This window comes from Nocardia sp. NRRL WC-3656 (genome assembly GCF_000720265.1).
Lineage (GTDB): Bacteria > Actinomycetota > Actinomycetes > Mycobacteriales > Mycobacteriaceae > Nocardia > Nocardia nova.
The window spans coordinates 203,443-219,062 of the sequence record NZ_JOJF01000002.1 but is presented as its reverse complement, the minus strand read 5'-3'; the positions used below and the strand labels follow the sequence as shown (position 1 = coordinate 219,062).

General features: G+C 65.3%; 19 protein-coding genes. 2 read left to right on the top strand and 17 right to left on the bottom strand.

Annotated features, from left to right (window positions below; genetic code table 11):
* Positions 1-12: 12 nt before the first annotated feature.
* Together IG65_RS0103825 and IG65_RS0103820 are read right to left on the bottom strand one after the other, a co-directional pair.
* On the bottom strand, positions 13-2,640 hold the full coding sequence (locus tag IG65_RS0103825) for a hypothetical protein (protein ID WP_030513411.1): 2,628 nt from the start codon (positions 2,638-2,640) through the stop codon (positions 13-15).
* Between the two features lie 6 nt (positions 2,641-2,646).
* Positions 2,647-3,162 (bottom strand): hypothetical protein, encoded by a 516-nt coding sequence (locus IG65_RS0103820; protein ID WP_051755293.1) that lies wholly within the window; start codon positions 3,160-3,162, stop codon positions 2,647-2,649.
* 251 nt (positions 3,163-3,413) lie between these two features.
* Here IG65_RS0103820 and IG65_RS0103815 point away from each other — a divergent pair, with 251 nt between their 5' ends.
* Positions 3,414-3,611 (top strand): hypothetical protein, encoded by a 198-nt coding sequence (locus IG65_RS0103815; RefSeq protein WP_030513409.1) that lies wholly within the window; start codon positions 3,414-3,416, stop codon positions 3,609-3,611.
* A 61-nt stretch (positions 3,612-3,672) separates the two neighbouring features.
* Here the strand turns inward: IG65_RS0103815 and map are convergent, their stop codons facing one another.
* The 15 genes from map to rplN all read right to left on the bottom strand — a co-directional run bounded on the left by map (position 3,673) and on the right by rplN (position 13,173).
* A complete protein-coding gene (gene map / locus IG65_RS0103810) occupies positions 3,673-4,473 on the bottom strand; it encodes a type I methionyl aminopeptidase (protein ID WP_030513408.1) in 801 nt (266 codons plus the stop codon).
* A 5-nt stretch (positions 4,474-4,478) separates the two neighbouring features.
* Complete coding sequence (locus tag IG65_RS0103805; RefSeq protein ID WP_030513407.1) at positions 4,479-5,024, bottom strand: adenylate kinase; 546 nt, start codon at positions 5,022-5,024, stop codon at positions 4,479-4,481.
* A complete protein-coding gene (secY, locus tag IG65_RS0103800; protein WP_030513406.1) occupies positions 5,021-6,340 on the bottom strand; it encodes a preprotein translocase subunit SecY in 1,320 nt (439 codons plus the stop codon). The genes IG65_RS0103805 and secY overlap by 4 nt, the downstream gene beginning before the upstream one ends.
* Positions 6,341-6,534: 194 nt before the next feature.
* The gene (rplO, locus tag IG65_RS0103795; protein WP_030513405.1) at positions 6,535-6,981 is read right to left on the bottom strand and encodes a 50S ribosomal protein L15; all 447 of its coding nucleotides are present in this window, start codon (positions 6,979-6,981) and stop codon (positions 6,535-6,537) included.
* Positions 6,978-7,163, bottom strand: a complete 186-nt coding sequence (gene rpmD, locus IG65_RS0103790) for a 50S ribosomal protein L30 (protein WP_030513404.1) — start codon at positions 7,161-7,163, stop codon at positions 6,978-6,980. The genes rplO and rpmD overlap by 4 nt, the downstream gene beginning before the upstream one ends.
* A gap of 1 nt (position 7,164) precedes the next feature.
* On the bottom strand, positions 7,165-7,803 hold the full coding sequence (gene rpsE / locus IG65_RS0103785; protein WP_030513403.1) for a 30S ribosomal protein S5: 639 nt from the start codon (positions 7,801-7,803) through the stop codon (positions 7,165-7,167).
* A gap of 49 nt (positions 7,804-7,852) precedes the next feature.
* Positions 7,853-8,260: a 50S ribosomal protein L18 gene (gene rplR, locus IG65_RS0103780; protein WP_030513402.1), complete on the bottom strand. Its 408-nt coding sequence runs from the start codon at positions 8,258-8,260 to the stop codon at positions 7,853-7,855.
* A gap of 3 nt (positions 8,261-8,263) precedes the next feature.
* On the bottom strand, positions 8,264-8,803 hold the full coding sequence (rplF, locus tag IG65_RS0103775; RefSeq protein WP_030513401.1) for a 50S ribosomal protein L6: 540 nt from the start codon (positions 8,801-8,803) through the stop codon (positions 8,264-8,266).
* A 14-nt stretch (positions 8,804-8,817) separates the two neighbouring features.
* The gene (gene rpsH, locus IG65_RS0103770; RefSeq protein ID WP_030513400.1) at positions 8,818-9,216 is read right to left on the bottom strand and encodes a 30S ribosomal protein S8; all 399 of its coding nucleotides are present in this window, start codon (positions 9,214-9,216) and stop codon (positions 8,818-8,820) included.
* Positions 9,217-9,483: 267 nt separating this feature from the next.
* Positions 9,484-10,053, bottom strand: a complete 570-nt coding sequence (locus IG65_RS0103765) for an SMI1/KNR4 family protein (protein WP_030513399.1) — start codon at positions 10,051-10,053, stop codon at positions 9,484-9,486.
* A gap of 211 nt (positions 10,054-10,264) precedes the next feature.
* The gene (locus tag IG65_RS0103760; RefSeq protein WP_030513398.1) at positions 10,265-11,545 is read right to left on the bottom strand and encodes a Fic family protein; all 1,281 of its coding nucleotides are present in this window, start codon (positions 11,543-11,545) and stop codon (positions 10,265-10,267) included.
* Positions 11,546-11,732: 187 nt separating this feature from the next.
* Positions 11,733-11,918, bottom strand: coding sequence for a type Z 30S ribosomal protein S14 (locus IG65_RS0103755; RefSeq protein ID WP_025347225.1), 186 nt, complete (start codon positions 11,916-11,918; stop codon positions 11,733-11,735).
* A gap of 4 nt (positions 11,919-11,922) precedes the next feature.
* On the bottom strand, positions 11,923-12,486 hold the full coding sequence (gene rplE, locus IG65_RS0103750; protein WP_030513397.1) for a 50S ribosomal protein L5: 564 nt from the start codon (positions 12,484-12,486) through the stop codon (positions 11,923-11,925).
* Positions 12,487-12,488: 2 nt separating this feature from the next.
* Entirely contained in the window at positions 12,489-12,803 is a 315-nt protein-coding gene (gene rplX / locus IG65_RS0103745) for a 50S ribosomal protein L24 (RefSeq protein WP_030513396.1), read from the bottom strand.
* Position 12,804: 1 nt separating this feature from the next.
* Positions 12,805-13,173 carry a 50S ribosomal protein L14 gene (gene rplN / locus IG65_RS0103740; RefSeq protein ID WP_030513395.1) on the bottom strand — a complete coding sequence of 123 codons (369 nt, stop codon included), beginning with the start codon at positions 13,171-13,173 and terminating at the stop codon, positions 12,805-12,807.
* Between the two features lie 403 nt (positions 13,174-13,576).
* Here rplN and IG65_RS0103735 point away from each other — a divergent pair, with 403 nt between their 5' ends.
* Positions 13,577-15,619, top strand: coding sequence for a M13 family metallopeptidase (locus IG65_RS0103735; protein WP_051755291.1), 2,043 nt, complete (start codon positions 13,577-13,579; stop codon positions 15,617-15,619).
* Position 15,620: the final 1 nt, after the last annotated feature.

Below are 15,620 nucleotides of genomic sequence, written 5' to 3'. Positions count from 1 at the left end.
CTACCTGTGTGCCTACATCTGGAACGGCTTGTCGACATTCGGGTCGCCCCCACCCGGATCGCTCGCGCCCGGATCGTCCGAGGCCGCCGCGCGCGGCGCGGGCGGAGGATCGGCCGCGTCCAGCCACGCTTCCTCGCCCGGTGCGTCCGGGGCGTCGTAATGCGCCGGCATCGGACCGATGTCCGGCACCTTCTTCGGCCGCGACTTCGCGCGATAATCCTTGCCCGGCCCCAACGGCCTCCCCGGATCCTTCGGCTCATCCGGGTCAGCGGGCGGGGGCGGAGCCGGCGCCGGACGCGACGGGGTCATGTAATTCGGGTCCGACGGGTCCCGGAAACCACCACCGACCGGCGGCGCCGGTGCGGGACGCGACGGCGTCATGTAATTCGGATCCGACGGATCCCGGAAAACACCACCCTGCCCACCATTCACCGGCGGCTGCGGCGCCGGACGCGACGGAGTCATATAGTTCGGATCCGACGGATCCCGGAAGCCACCGCCCTGCCCTCCGGTGGAGGGATTCGACACCGGGGCAGTCGGCGGGCCTTGCTGTGTGAACGGTCTGGAAAAGTTCGGCGGGCCACTCGGATCGCCCGTCGAATTCCCCACCGGCGCAGCGTGAACCGGCGCCGACGACGAGCTCACCGGCCCGCCCCCCGACCCACCCGGCTGCGTGAACGGCCGGGAGAAATTCGGCGGATTGCTCGAATTAGCCACCGGCGCAGCGTTGATGGCAGGCGCCGGGCGAGAGCCGGGGGCCGCGCCCGCGGAATTGCCGATCGGATGCGGCACCGATCCGTCACCACCGCTTACCGGCGGGGCGGGGGCCGGGCGCGACGGCGTCATGTAGTTCGGATCCGAGGGCGAACGGAAACCACCGCCCCCCTGCCCACCATTCACCGGCGGCTGCGGAGCGGGACGCGACGGCGTCATGTAATTCGGATCCGACGGATCCCGAAAACCACCACCGCCCTGCCCACCATTCACCGGCGGCGCAGGAGCCGGACGCGACGGCACCATATAGTTCGGATCCGACGGATCACGGAAACCACCACCACCCTGCCCACCATTCACCGGCGGCTGCGGCGCCGGACGCGACGGCGTCATGTAATTCGGATCCGACGGATCCCGAAAACCACCACCCGCTGTGGACGTCGACTGATGCTGTCCACCGAAACCCGCTGGGCCCGAATGCGTTCCGCCCGTTCCTGATTGTCCGCCCGCCCCCGCTGCGTGCGTCGGCGGTGCGGGGGCCGGGCGCGACGGCACCATGTAATTCGGATCCGAGGGATCCCGGAAACCACCACCTTGCTGTCCGCCGTTCACCGGTGGCTGCGGCGCCGGACGCGACGGCGTCATGTAATTCGGATCGGACGGATCCCGGAAACCACCACCTTGCTGGTGGTTTCCGCCGTTCGTCGTCGAGGTATTCGTCGTCGACGCCGCCTCGGTCTGTCCCAGCACCGGTCGCGGCGTCAGCGGATTGTTCGTGGGTGGCGTCTTCGGCGGGGCCCAGGGCGCCTTCGCATTCATCCAGAGGTTGAATCTCGGGTCGCCCTCGGTATTGGTGGTCGTCTTCGTTCCCAGACCGCGCATACCGCCGACCATTCCGCCGCGGGCCGCACTACCTACCCAGCCTTCCGGTCCCGCGAACGCGCCCGCGATATCACCGGTCACCGCACCCGCGCCGATATTGCCGAATATGTTGCCGAAGACACCGGCCGTGGCACCGATCGTCGCACCTTGCAGGAACATTCCGGACCGGAACGGCATATTGGTGATCGCACCGCCGAATTTCTTGTCGAGATTGCCGATCCCGAAGCCCATGTACCGGCCGAGTTCGCGGCTGGGAATGGTGCTCAACGCCGAGGCCGCCCAGGAGGCGCCGAATTCCTTCCAGTTGAATCCGTGCCGCTTACCGTCCGCGATCTGCGCGCCCTGCACGATCGCATTGGTCACCGGAGCCCAGAGCGCGCCCTCACCGAATTTCAGCGTATAGACGCCCATGCCCTTGGCCGTGGGCAGAATCGTCTTGGCCTTGTACTTCCAGGTCTGCCCCTTCATCCCCTTCCAGGTATCGGCGGAGAGGATGTGCTTGAACCAGTACCGCGAGGCGCCGTTGAGTTCGCCGCGGGTGGCGAATCCCAGTTTCGCCCAGGCACGTTCGAGCGCATTCTGCAGTGCGTCGGCGATGAATTTCACGATCGATCGGGTGGTGCCGATCGCGGCGGCCTCCACCGCCGGCGCGGTCGGCGGGAACAGCCACGCCCAGGCGATCTCGACCAGCAGAATGCACAGCGAGACGATGATGTTGATCTTCGCCGACTGCAGTTCGGTGCCGACGTCGAAGGTCGAATCGCTGATGGTCTTGAACGATTCGGCCAGCGTCGCGAGCGACTGGTCACCCTGCAGAAAGGCATCGAACAACTTGCCGATCTGATCGGCGGCATCCCCGGCCGGAAATGCCGCCATCGCCGCTGTTTTCGCGCTCTCGATACCGGGAACCTGCGCCGCGAGATCCTTGGACGCCTGCTCCCAGGCCCGCGAAACCGCCCACATCTTGTCTTCGTCACCGTCGGGCCAGCTGGCGCCGGCAACCCAGGCGATCGGACGTACGGGCGGGGGCAGGTACAGGCTCACGGGGGATCAGTCCTCGTCGGACACCATCGAGCGGTGCGCGCTGCCGTCTACCGGATGCGCGGGCGGAACGTCGCGATAATCCTCGATCCGGGTCGGCGCCGGTGGCGCGGTCGGCATCATCTGCCCGAGATCCGGTGCGCCCTCGACGAATTCCGACAATTTCGGCAATTGCAGCTTCCGCTCGCGCAGCGGCTGCATCAGTTCGGCGCCGAGTCGCAGCACCTCCGCCGCGGCCTGCTGCACCGCCGCGGTCATCCCCGCGGCGATCTCGTCATAGGTCAGATCCGCGATATCGTCGGCGAACTTCGTGTCGATGAGCAGTCCGTCGGCATTGACGGTCACCTGGATTCGCTGCTCACAGGTGTTCGCCGTGGCCGTCAGCCGGGAGCGTCGCAACTGGATCTCGGCGATGCCGCGCAATTGCTCGTCGAGCCCCTCGAGCACCGTCATCATGTCGGCATGGAGCCGTTCGTTGACCACTGCCACCTCCACCGTCGACGCGCGCAGTAGCAACAACAGCACACCAGATTGAATATCCGGTGGCGCCCAAGGAAATTCAGTGTCGGCTACCGCCGTGCACCCGGGTCGGGCGGGCGACGGCGGCGCCGGGTAGCTGTGGCACACCCGCAGCGCCTCGCCGCACCGCTTGTGAGATGTCCAATGCGCAACCCGGAACGGAACGATCGGACCGGCCCGAGAGTTAGGTTCTCGACCAGCAGATATTCATCCCCACGTGCGGTCTCGACTCCGTGCGCCGACTGTGAGGAGGGCCCGTGACCGAACGCAGTATCGCCATGAACCCCGGAATGCACGAGGTTCTCGACTACTTCGGCAAATGTCCCGAATGCGGTTATCCCGCACGGGCTTCCGCCGATTTCGCCGGGGCGCCCACCGTCGTCGCCAGTTGCGACCGCCCGTGCGGCTGGACCGGCGTGGTTCCGCTCACCACCATGACGGGACGCACGGCGTAACAGCCCGCAGACAGCACGACGCACCCGCGCCGACGAGGCCACGGGTGCGTCGCGAAACGAATTACTCGGGTCGAACGGTCAGGATCCGCGGACCGTCCTCGGTGACCGCTACCGTGTGCTCCCAGTGCGCGGCGCGACTGCCGTCGGTGGTAACGACGGTCCAATCATCGTCCAGCACAGTCGTTTCCGTGGTGCCGAGAGTCAACATCGGCTCGATCGCCAGCACCGAACCGACCACGAGTTTCGGGCCACGTCCGGGCGCGCCCTCGTTGGCGAGGAACGGATCCATATGCATCTGGCGGCCGATGCCGTGTCCGCCGTACCCGTCCACGATGCCGTAGGCGCGGCCGTGCTCCTTCTCCGCGGCGCGCGTCCCCAGCTCGATCGCGTGCGAGACGTCGGTCAGGCGATTGCCCGGCAGCATGGCCGCGATACCGGCGTCCATCGACAGCCGGGTGGCCTCGCTGAGCAGCCGATCGGCCTCGATGACCTCACCGATGCCGAACGTCCACGCCGAATCGCCGTGCCAGCCCTCGAGAATCGCGCCGCAGTCGATGGAGACCAGATCGCCCTCGGCGAGCACCTCGTCCTTCGACGGAATCCCGTGCACCACACGGTCGTTCACCGACGAGCAGATCGATCCCGGGAAGCCGTGATAGCCCTTGAAGGACGGGACGGCGCCCGCCTCGCGAATGGTCTGCTCGGCGACTTCGTCCAATTCCCAGGTCGACACCCCGGGCTTGGCGGCCGTACGCACGGCAACCAGCGCACGGCCGACGATCGCGCCGGCCGCGGCCATGGCATCGAGCTCACCGGCGGTGCGGAACGGCACCACCTTCTTCTGCTTGAGGCCGAAAACCATTCGCCTCAGCGACCCAGAACGTGGAGCACGCGGGCGTTGACCTCGTCGACCTCACCCACGCCGTCGATCGAGACGACCAGGCCGTCGTAGTGCTGCAGCAGCGGTTCGGTCTCGTCGCGGTACACCTGCATCCGGTTGCGGATGACTTCCTCGGTGTCGTCGGCGCGGCCGCGGCCGCGCATCCGCTCGACCACCACATCGGTGGCCACCTCGAAGCTGATCACGGCGTCCAGCGCGTGACCGGACTCCTTGAGCATCTTCTCCAGGGCCTCGGCCTGGTCGACGGTGCGCGGGTAGCCGTCGAGCACGAATCCGTTGACGGCGTCGGGCTCGGCGATGCGGGACTCCACCATGCGGTTGGTCACATCACTGGGCACCAGGTTGCCGGCGTCGAGGTACTTCTGCGCCTCGCGGCCCAGCGGGGTCTGCTGGGAGATGTTCGCACGGAACAAATTCCCCGTGGAGATGTGCGGAACACCCAGCTTGTCCGACAGCAGTTCGGCCTGTGTCCCTTTACCAGCACCCGGCGGTCCGAGCAGTACGAGTCTCACTTGAGGAACCCTTCGTAATTTCTGTTCATCAGTTGGCTCTCGATCTGTTTGACCGTATCGAGGCCGACGCTCACGACGATCAGCACCGACGTGCCTCCGAACGGCAGGAAGTTCGAACCGCCACCGCCGGCACCGATGTGCAACAGCAGGTTGGGCAATACGGCAACAGCACCGAGGTAGATCGAACCGGGGAGGGTGATTCGGCTCAGTACATAGTTCAGATAGTCGGCGGTCGGCTTACCCGGACGGTAACCGGGAATGAAGCCACCGAACTTCTTCATCTCGTCCGCGCGTTCCTCCGGGTTGAAGGTGATCGCGACGTAGAAGTAGGTGAAGAACACGATCAACGCGAAGTAGATCAGGACGTACACCGGGTTACCCGGGTTCACCAGATACTTCTGGATGATCTTCTGCCACCAGCTGTCGGAGTTGGAGGACTGGGTCAGCTGGGCGACCAGATTCGGCAGATACAGCAGCGAGGACGCGAAGATCACCGGGATCACACCGGCCTGGTTGACCTTCAGCGGTAGATAGGTCGACGACCCGCCGTACATCTTGCGGCCGACCACGCGCTTGGCGTACTGCACCGGTATTCGGCGCTGGCCCTGTTCGACGAAGATCACGCCGACGATCACCACGAAGGCGGCGACACACACCAGCCCGAAGATCAGGCCGCCCTTGCTGTCGAGGATCTGCTTGCCCTCGCTCGGGATGCGGGCGGCGATACCGGCGAAGATCAGCAGCGACATACCGTTGCCGATACCGCGCTCGGTGATCTGCTCGCCGAACCACATCACCAGCGCCGCGCCGGCGGTCATCACCAGCACGATGATGATCATGCCGAAGATGCTGGTGTCGGCCAGGATCTCGTCGGGGCAGCCGCGCAGCAGCTGGCCGCGCGAGGCGAGCGCCACCAGACCGGTGGCCTGCAGAATCGCCAACGCGATCGACAGATAACGCGTGTATTGCGTCATCTTGTTCTGGCCGGACTGGCCTTCTTTTCGCAGTTCCTCGAACCGCGGAATGACCACCGTCAGCAGCTGGATGATGATGCTCGCGGTGATGTAGGGCATGATCCCGATCGCGAACACCGACAGCTGCAGCAGCGCACCACCGGAGAACAGATTGATCAGCTGGTAGATGCCGGCATTTTCACCGCCGGAGACGACGTCGATGCAATGGCGGATCGCCTTGTAGTCGACGCCGGGCGACGGTAGCGAGGCGCCGACGCGGTACAGCGCGATCAGGCCCAGCGTGAAGAGAATCTTCCGCCGCAAGTCCGGGGTCCGGAAGGCCGACACGAAGGCGGAAAGCACAGATCCTCCTGGCTGACGACACGGGGGTCACGCCCACTTCCGTCACCTCGGCACATACCGGTGCCCTACAGGGCAGGGCCGGTCCTGTGCCACGACGACGGGGCAGACTGGTTGGCAGACAACACTTGAACTCTAACAGCGACGCCGGACGGGCTCTCACCCGTCCGGCGCCCCGACTGTATTACCAGTAACTGTCAGCCCAGTTCGGTGGCGGTACCACCGGCGGCGGTGATCTTCTCCTTGGCGGAGCCGGAGAACTTGTCGGCGCTGACCTGAACGGCCACACCGATTTCACCCTCGCCGAGCACCTTCACCAACTGGTTCTTGCGCACAGCACCGGCAGCGACGAGCTCGTCCTTGCCGATGGTGCCGCCCTGCGGGAACAGCCGCGCGATATCGCCGACGTTCACGACCTGGTACTCGACGCGGAACGGGTTGGTGAACCCCTTCAGCTTCGGCAGGCGCATGTGGATCGGCATCTGGCCGCCCTCGAAACGGGCCGGCACGTTCTTGCGAGCCTTCGTACCCTTGGTACCGCGACCGGCGGTCTTACCCTTGGAGCCTTCACCGCGACCCACACGGATCTTCTCGGTCTTGGCGCCCGGGGCTGGCCGCAGGTGGTGGAGCTTGATGGGGGTCATGCGGTTTCCTCCTCAACGGAAACGAGGTGGCGCACGACGTTGATCAGCCCGCGGTTCTGGGCGTTGTCCTCGCGGACCACGGTCTGGCGGATACCGCGCAGGCCGAGGGTGCGAAGCGACTCCCGCTGATTCTTCTTGGCGCCGATCGTGGACTTGATCTGGGTCACCTTGAGCTGTGCCATGTCAGACTCCCTGTCCGGCACGCGCACGCAGCATGCCCGCCGGGGCAACGTCCTCGATCGGCAGACCGCGACGAGCGGCCACCTCCTCCGGACGCTGCAGCATCTTCAGGGCAGCGACGGTCGCGTGCACGACGTTGATGGCGTTGTCGCTACCGAGCGACTTGGCCAGGATGTCGTGGATACCGGCGCACTCCAGCACGGCACGCGCCGCACCACCGGCGATCACACCGGTACCGGGCGAGGCCGGACGCAGCATGACGACACCGGCGGCAGCCTCACCCTGCACCGGGTGCGTGATGGTGCTGCCGATCATCGGGACGCGGAAGAAGCCCTTGCGAGCTTCCTCGACACCCTTCTGGATGGCCGCGGGAACTTCCTTGGCCTTGCCGTATCCGACACCGACCAGGCCGTTGCCGTCGCCCACGATCACCAGGGCGGTGAAGCTGAAGCGACGACCACCCTTCACGACCTTGGAGACGCGGTTGATCGCGACGACGCGCTCGAGCTGGTTCTTCTCGGCGGCATTGTCGCGACGGTCACCGCCGCCGCGACGGTCGCGGCCACCGCCGCGCTGATCGCGCTCGTTGCTGTTCTGTCCGGCGGGTCCGCTGCCGCCGTCACGCCGCTGACGTCCCGGCATCAGACGTTCCTTCCGTTCAGGGTCATTCGGTCCATGAGCTGAATCTGCATCAGAACTTCAACCCACCTTCACGAGCGGCATCGGCCAGAGCGGCGATGCGGCCGTGGTAGTCGTGGCCACCGCGGTCGAACACCACGGCCTCCACACCGGCGGCCTTCGCGCGGGCGGCCAGCAGCTCGCCGACCTTCTTGCCCTTCGCCGACTTGTCACCGTCGAGCGCGCGCACATCGGCCTCGATCGAGGACGCGGAGGCGACGGTCTTACCGACGGAGTCGTCGATCACCTGGGCGTGCAGATGCCGCGAGGAGCGGAACACGACCAGACGCGGACGCTCGGCGGTGCCGAGGACCTTCTTGCGCAGACGGAAGTGCCGACGGGTCTTCGACACCCGGCGACGAGTCGACGCATCCTTGCCGACCGGCTGGCGGGCGGCTTTCTGAGCTTCAGTTTGTGCCATGGCTTACTTACCCGTCTTTCCGACCTTGCGGCGAACGACCTCACCGGCGTAGCGGATGCCCTTGCCCTTGTACGGGTCGGGCTTGCGCAGGCCGTGGATCACTGCGGCGATCTGGCCGACCTTCTGCTTGTCGATGCCGGACACCGAGAACTTGGTGGGGGCCTCGACCTGGAAGGTGATGCCCTCGGGGGCCTCGATCGGAACCGGGTGGCTGTAGCCGAGGGCGAACTCGAGGTTCGAACCCTTCTGCTGCACGCGGTAACCGACGCCGAAGATTTCCATCTTCTTCTCGTAGCCCTGGGTCACGCCGACGATCATGTTGTTGATCAGGGTGCGGCTCAGGCCGTGCAGCGAGCGGTTGCGGCGCTCGTCGTCCGGACGGCCCACCTCCAGCTCACCGTTCTCGGCCTTGGTGACGGTGATCGGCTCGGCGACGGTGTGCGAGAGGGTGCCCTTCGGACCCTTCACCGACACCTGCTGGCCGTCGATTGTCACCTCGACGCCGGCGGGAACCGAGATCGGCTTCTTACCGATACGCGACATTGTTCCTACCTCCCTTACCAGACGTAGGCGAGGACTTCCCCGCCCACACCCTGCTGCTTGGCCTGACGGTCGGTGAGCAGGCCCTTCGACGTGGAGATAATTGCCACGCCCAGACCGCCCAGCACCTTGGGCAGGTTGGTGGATTTCGCGTACACCCGCAGACCCGGCTTCGAGACGCGGCGCACACCCTGCAGGCTGCGTTCCCGGCTCTGGCCGTACTTCAGGTCGACGATCAGGGTCTGGCCGACGGGCGCATCCTCGGTGCGGTAGTCGGCGATGTAGCCCTCGCGCTTGAGGATCTCGGCGATGTTCGCCTTGAGCTTCGAGTGCGGAGCCTTCACCTGATCGTGGTACGCCGAGTTGGCGTTGCGCAGACGGGTCAGAAAGTCTGCGATCGGATCAGTCATGGTCATGTGTTGACCGTTACCTTTCTCGCCGCGGTTCCCATACAGCACCGTCACGCGGGGCGGTCGTGGGCCTACGACAATTTCGGCTGGTCCGGCCGACACCGTTGCCGACCGGATTGGAATGCTGTCACCCGGAGCAACGCGCACGCATATGGGCACGAGGGTGCCCGAGCAACCGGTCTAGTGTAGGCGAGCGGTATGAGCGGGCAAAATCGGGGTGACCACCACCGACTTCGTCACAGCGCGCCGCACTCCGCCGCGCTTCGGCTCGGGTCAGAACGGTGCGAAGCTCGGCTGAATCGCCCTGTCGGCGATCAACTCCGCCACATCCTCCGGCTCCAAGAACGTCAACTCGTCGGGACCGGCGACGTCCCGGGGTTCGGGATTACGCAGCCGGTCGACGAAGCGAAGCACGAATCCGGTGAACGGTCCGTCGAAGACCTCGGTGCCGACCTCGTGCACCATCGTCACGACCTTCCAACGCTCCGGGTCCGGATCACAGGGCAGGAAGAAATGTTCGTCGCCGCTGTGGTCGTAGCCCCAGGAAATGAGACCCCCCGGCTCGGGGTGAATCGGATACGGCACGTCGTCGGGATCGTCTTCTCGCAATTCGCCGAACGTTTCGTGGATGAGCTGCATGCGCTCCAGCAGCGGACTCGGTCCCTGCGGATGAAAGACGGCAAGCTCTCCGGAAATCACCCCGCTGCCGTAGGCATCGAGAAAAGCCTTGAAGTCACTGGGCAACGCGGCGCCCACATACTTCTCGACCTCCGCCCAATCGCCGGCCGCGCGCCGCGGCGCCGGAGCGCCCAGCAACTGCACGAGTTCATCGAATTCCGTCACGCACTTCCCCATTCCATCGACAGCCGAGCGGTGGACAAGGTAGCCGTGCGATATGAACTGCGTCGGCGATTCGTTGCCAGCAGTGAGAAGGACGCGAACGGCATTGATAAACCGGGACTTTCGGCCCCACTCTCCTCAACAGCAACAGGCAGACAGATCTCACAACATTGAAAAGCTCTCCTGGACAACGGTTTCGACACCGAAGCCGATATCAGCGACGTTGCGTCCGGCGCGGCACCGGTCGCGACGGATCCGAAACCCGGGTGTCGCCTTGTGGACTCGCCAGCCTCCGTTCGAGAGCAGTGAATGCAGTGATCGCCTCGGGTGCTTCGAAGGCGCGATTACGGCGGCCCACGGTCACCTGCCGTAGGATGCCTGCGGCGACGAGGCGCTCGATGGCGGCGTTCGTGGCGGGAAAACTCCGTCCGATCAGCGATGCCGCAGTGGTGGTCGTGAGGATCGGCATCCCGATCAATCTGCCGAGGAGCAAATCCAACGCGGAGTTCGCTCGCACGGGAGCCACTCGCGCGCGCCACGACTGCTGGAGGTCAGCGGCCGACGCCTCGAAAAGCGTGGCATCCGCGGCCGCCCGGGAACAGGCCGCCGCAAAACGCGCGACCCAGATGTTCAGACCCGATACAGCCTGCGCCGACTCAGGGGAACCGATATACCGGAATTTCGTCAGCCCGTCGACGTAACTGTCGCTCCAGGTGGCAAGCACCAATGACACCGGGGCGACCACCTGCTCTGCGACCCCGCGGCGACGCAGGATCAGGTGGATCAATGCTCGGCCGGTTCTTCCGTTTCCATCGATGAACGGGTGGATCGTTTCGAACTGAGCGTGCGCGATCGCGGCCTGCGCGACAGCCGGCAGATCATCTGTATTGCAGAAGTCGATCAGATCCTCGATCAATCCAGGGACGTATTCGGGCGGCGGGGGAACGAACACCGCCGAACAGGGATTGAATGAGCTGCCACCGATCCAGTTCTGCATCACGCGCAACTGCCCGCCGTGCGATGCGAGAGTGGTTCCAGCGAACAGACGGCGATGAACCTTCAGAAGTATGTCCTGGGTAATCGGCTCACCGGGTTCGACAGCATCGGCCGCCACCGCCATGGCATCGATATTGGCCAGCACTTCGACAGCCGTCACATCACCGGAAGCACCCTCCAATTGCCGGGCCGCGTCGGCTCGCAACAGTCGACGAGCCCCGATCTCCAATCCTTCGATCCGGGACGACGCGATGGCCTCCGCTCTCAGTAGCAGCCGCGACAACACCTCCGTTTCGACGAGTGCGCTGGCCTCGGAATCGAGGCGGCGGACAGCGACTTCCGCGTCGACAACATCAGCGGCGGTGTCACTTTCGAGCACAATGGACCGGCCGACCAAACGATCGGGCACATACGCCTCATAACTACCTGAGCTGCGATCTCGGCGAGACAAGCCGGCATCGAGATTGCCGGTCCAGTGTTGCCGAACAACCTTGGCCATTGCACCTCCTTATTTAAGGTTAGCCCATAACCTTAAATAAGGAGCGTTCATGTTCAATGTCTGCCAGACTCTCGTGTGCGAAGACGAAGTCCTCCAACGCAAGAAAGGGTACGGACTCGGATGAGTCCGTACCCTTTCTCGATTCGATTGTCGCGCTCAGCGCGGGCGCTGCGTCAGCAGCGCCGGCTCACCAGGAGCTCTTGTGCACGCCCGGCAGCTCGCCGCGGTGCGCCATCTCACGGACGCAGACGCGGCACAGGCCGAACTTGCGGTAGACCGCGCGGGGGCGGCCGCAGCGCTGGCAGCGGGTGTAGCCACGCACGGCGAACTTCGGCTTCGCGGCGGCCTTGTTGACGAGAGCTTTCTTAGCCATGTGCTCAGTTCTCCTTGAACGGGAAGCCGAGGTGCTTGAGCAGGGCGCGGCCCTCCTCATCGTTGGTCGCGGTAGTGACGACCGTGATGTCCATACCGCGCGGACGGTCGATGGAGTCCACGTCGATCTCGTGGAACATCGACTGCTCGCTCAGGCCGAACGTGTAGTTGCCGTTGCCGTCGAACTGCTTCGGCGACAGGCCGCGGAAGTCGCGGATACGGGGCAGCGCGATGGACACCAGGCGGTCCAGGAACTCCCACATGCGGTCGCCGCGCAGCGTGACGCGCGCACCGATCGGCATACCCTCACGCAGCTTGAACTGCGCGATGGACTTGCGGGCCTTGCGGATCTCCGGCTTCTGACCGGTGATCAGGGCCAGGTCGTTGACGGCGCCGTTGATCAGCTTGGCGTCGCGGGCGGCGTCACCGACACCCATGTTGACGACGACCTTCACCACGCCCGGGATCTGCATCACGTTGGCGTAGTTGAACTCGTTGTTCAGCGCGTCCTTGATCTCCGCGCGGTAGCGCAGCTTCAGGCGGGGCTGAATCTTTTCAGACGTGGTCATGCTCAGATGTCCTTCCCGTTGCGACGGGAGATGCGCACCCGCTTGCCGGTCTCGTCGGTGCGGTAACCCACCCGGGTCGGCTTGCCGTCGGAGTCGACAACCATCACGTTGGACACGTGGATGGGCGCCTCCTGGGTCACGATGCCGCCGGAGCTGGCGCCGCGCTGGTTCGCGGAGTTCGCGACGTGCTTCTTGATCCGGTTCACGCCCTCGACCAGGACCTTGTCGGTCGCCGGGTAGGCCTGGATGACCTTGCCCTTGGCGCCCTTGTCCTTACCCGAGACGACGATCACGGTGTCGCCCTTGTGCACCTTCATGTCAGAGCACCTCCGGGGCCAGCGAAACGATCTTCATGAACCGCTTGTCACGCAGCTCGCGGCCGACGGGGCCGAAGATGCGGGTGCCACGCGGATCGTTGTCCGCCTTGATCAGCACCGCGGCGTTCTCGTCGAACTTGATGTACGAGCCGTCCGGACGACGACGCTCCTTGACGGTGCGCACGACGACCGCCTTGACGACGTCACCCTTCTTGACGTTGCCGCCGGGGATGGCGTCCTTGACGGTGGCGACGATGACGTCGCCGATACCGGCATAGCGACGCGACGACCCGCCGAGCACGCGGATGCACAGAATCTCCTTGGCACCCGTGTTGTCGGCGACGCGCAGTCGCGACTCCTGCTGAATCACTTCAGCTCCTCCTAGACCTGGACGTAATGCACGCCGGATTACCGACCCGACGGGCATGGTCAGTTGCCCTTCGACGGACCTTGACGGCCCGCTCCCGCAAGCTCAGCGGGGCAGCGCCTGCCAGCGGTTTTGCATGATCGGAAGGATCAACCACTGTGGGTTCGCGGCCGAAGTGCGGGCACAATACCCGCAGGCAACCCGACAAGTGTAGCGAAGCCGCAGGTCGCGCCCAAATCAGGGTCGAACGGGGTCCGGCACGGCCACCCCACGGGTGGCGGCCGAACTCAGCCGAGTCTCAGCAGGTTCGGTTAGCCTCTCACGGACGCAACCGGCCCGGCCTCCGCGTGGAGCCGCCGTGACGGTCGTCGCGCAGGTGCACGATGAGTCGGGGAGAGGATTTTCTGTGACATCGTCCGGTCGCCAGGTCCGCCTGGGTCGCCGCTCGTTCCTGATCGCCCTCGGCGCGGTGCCGGTGGCCACCGCCCTGGTGGCGTGCAACAGCGACGACGCGAAGCCGAAACCCCTCACCGGCCCCGATCTGTCGGGCGTCGATCCCGCGGTGCGGCCGCAGGACGATCTGTACCGCAATATCAACGGCGCCTGGCTGCGCACCTACCAGCTGCCGCCGGACAAGGTCTCCTACGGCACCTTCGCCGAGGTGTCCGATCGGGTCGAAGGGCAGCTGCGCGAGGTCATCGACGGAATCCACGATCCGAAGGACGGATCGGAGGGCCAGCAGATCCGCGACCTCTACGACGCGCGGATGGATCTCGACACACTCGAGAAGCTCGGCACCACCCCGCTGCAACCGCTGTTCGCGCGGATCGACGGGGCGCAGACCAAGGCCGATCTCGCGAAGGTCATGGGCGCGCTGCCGCTGGGCGGCCTGATCGGGCTCGGTGTGAGTATCGACCGCAAGAATTCGAATGCCTACATTCCGTCCGTGGGCCAGTCCGGTCTCGGAATGAGCGAGCAGTACTACCGGAAACCCGAATTCGCGCAATATCTTTCGGCGTACCAGACGCTGCTGCACAAACTGGCGACCGGCGCCGGCCTGCCCGATCCGGACGGCGCCGCCGAACGCACACTGGATCTCGAGAAGCGCATCGCCGCCGGTTACTGGGACAACGTGCGCACCCGCGACTCCGATGCCACCTACAACCTCCTGGCGTGGAACGAGATGACCACGCTGGCACCGGGTTTCGACTGGGAGCCGTGGCTGGCCGGCAGCACCGACCGGCCCAAGGAGCTGTTCGGGAAGATGGTCGTCGGCGAACCGTCGTTCGTCACCGCGGCCGGGCAGCTGTGGACCGAGGTGGATATCAACACCTGGCGGGAATGGCTGAAGCTCAGCCTGCTGCGCAAATACGCCAAGTACATGAACAAGGACCTGTCGGACGCGAATTTCGATTTCCTGAAGGCCACCAGCGGGATCGAGCAGCGCCCGGAGCTGTGGAAGTCGGCGGTCGCGGTGGTCGACGCCAATCTCGGTGAGCAGCTGGGCAAGTTGTACGCGGCGAAATACTTTCCGCCGCAGGCGAAGACGCGCGCCAAGGAGCTGGTCGACAATCTGCTGGCCGCCTACCGCGACAACTTCCGCAACTCGTCGTGGATGTCGCCGCGGACCCGCGAGGCCGCGATCGCGAAACTGGACAAGATCACGGTCAAGATCGGCTACCCCGACAAGTGGGTGGACTATTCGAAGCTGAAGGTCACCCGCGGCCGGCTGGTCGAATCCCTGCTCGCCATCGAGGCTTTCGAGGCGAAGCGTTCGATGGACAAGCTGGGGACGCCGGTGGACAAGGCCGAATGGGGTATGTCGCCGCAGACCGTCAACGCCTACTACGAGGCAACCTCCAATTCCATCAACTTCCCGGCCGCGATTCTGCAGGCCCCGTTCTTCGACACCGACGCCGAACCGGCGGTGAACTACGGTGCTATCGGCGCGACCATCGGCCACGAGATCGGGCACGGCTTCGACGACCAGGGCTCGAAGTACAACGGCGACGGCAATCGCGAGGACTGGTGGACCCCGGAGGACCGGGCCGCCTTCGAGGCCAAGACGAAGCAGCTGATCGATCAGTACAACGCCCTGGTGCCCGAGGGACTGCCGCCCAGCGATCACGTCAACGGCCAGCTGACCGTCGGCGAGAACCTCGCCGACCTGCGCGGGCTGATGATCGCGCTGGCCGCCTTCCGCATCGAGGAAGCCAAGAACGGCCGCAACACGCCCGACTACACCCCGATGTTCCAGTCCTGGGGCCGCAATTGGCGGGAGAAGCAGACCCAGCAGTCGCTCGAACAGCAGGTTGCCACGGATCCGCACTCCCCCGGCGAATTCCGTTGCAACCAGGTGGTGCGCAATCTGCCGGAGTTCTACGCGACCTTCGGCGTCCAGCCCTCGGACAAGCTCTTCCTGCCCGAGGACCAGCGCGTAAGTCTGTGAG

What these genes read in the sequence shown, in the direction of transcription:
- rplX (WP_030513396.1), bottom strand. Translation starts at nt 12,803, where the DNA reads ATGAAGGTGCACAAGGGCGACACCGTGATCGTCGTCTCGGGTAAGGAC.
- rpsH (WP_030513400.1), bottom strand. Translation starts at nt 9,216, where the DNA reads ATGACCATGACTGATCCGATCGCAGACTTTCTGACCCGTCTGCGCAAC.
- rplO (WP_030513405.1), bottom strand. Translation starts at nt 6,981, where the DNA reads ATGACCCCCATCAAGCTCCACCACCTGCGGCCAGCCCCGGGCGCCAAG.
- rplF (WP_030513401.1), bottom strand. Translation starts at nt 8,803, where the DNA reads ATGTCGCGTATCGGTAAGAAGCCGATCTCGGTTCCCGCCGGCGTCGAG.
- rpsE (WP_030513403.1), bottom strand. Translation starts at nt 7,803, where the DNA reads ATGCCGGGACGTCAGCGGCGTGACGGCGGCAGCGGACCCGCCGGACAG.
- rpmD (WP_030513404.1), bottom strand. Translation starts at nt 7,163, where the DNA reads ATGGCACAGCTCAAGGTGACCCAGATCAAGTCCACGATCGGCGCCAAG.
- map (WP_030513408.1), bottom strand. Translation starts at nt 4,473, where the DNA reads ATGGTTTTCGGCCTCAAGCAGAAGAAGGTGGTGCCGTTCCGCACCGCC.
- IG65_RS0103755 (WP_025347225.1), bottom strand. Translation starts at nt 11,918, where the DNA reads ATGGCTAAGAAAGCTCTCGTCAACAAGGCCGCCGCGAAGCCGAAGTTC.
- rplR (WP_030513402.1), bottom strand. Translation starts at nt 8,260, where the DNA reads ATGGCACAAACTGAAGCTCAGAAAGCCGCCCGCCAGCCGGTCGGCAAG.
- IG65_RS0103760 (WP_030513398.1), bottom strand. Translation starts at nt 11,545, where the DNA reads ATGGCCAAGGTTGTTCGGCAACACTGGACCGGCAATCTCGATGCCGGC.
- rplE (WP_030513397.1), bottom strand. Translation starts at nt 12,486, where the DNA reads ATGACCACGTCTGAAAAGATTCAGCCCCGCCTGAAGCTGCGCTACCGC.